Genomic DNA, 399 nt, shown 5'->3' with positions numbered 1-399 from the left:
GCGCGGGTTCACGCAGTCCTACACCTACTTCACCTGGCGCACCACGCGGCAGGAACTCACCGACTACTTCACGGAACTGAACACCGCGCCGGGGTGCGACTACTTCCGTCCCAACGCCTGGCCCAACACGCCCGACATCCTGCCGGCCCACCTGCAGGGCGGCGAGCCCGCGGTGTTCGCGTACCGCCTGGTGCTGGCCGCCACGCTCTCGGCCAACTACGGCATCTACGGCCCGGCCTACGAGCTGCTGGAGCACGAACCGCGCGCGCCCGGCAGCGAGGAATACCGCGATTCCGAGAAATACCAGCTGCGGCACTGGGACCTGGACCGGCCCGGCAGCCTGCGCCCGCTGATCGCCTGCGTGAACCGCATCCGCCGCGAGCATGCCGCGCTGCAGGC

General features: G+C 69.9%; 1 pseudogene. It reads left to right on the top strand.

Features of this window, described 5'->3' with window-relative positions:
• Positions 1-399, top strand: a pseudogene (locus K9U41_RS23620) (alpha-1,4-glucan--maltose-1-phosphate maltosyltransferase); the annotation flags it as partial.

It is taken from the genome of Xanthobacter autotrophicus, assembly GCF_029991245.1.
In the GTDB taxonomy this organism is placed as follows: domain Bacteria; phylum Pseudomonadota; class Alphaproteobacteria; order Rhizobiales; family Xanthobacteraceae; genus Xanthobacter; species Xanthobacter autotrophicus_C.
This window is presented reverse-complemented; position numbering and strand designations above follow the sequence as displayed.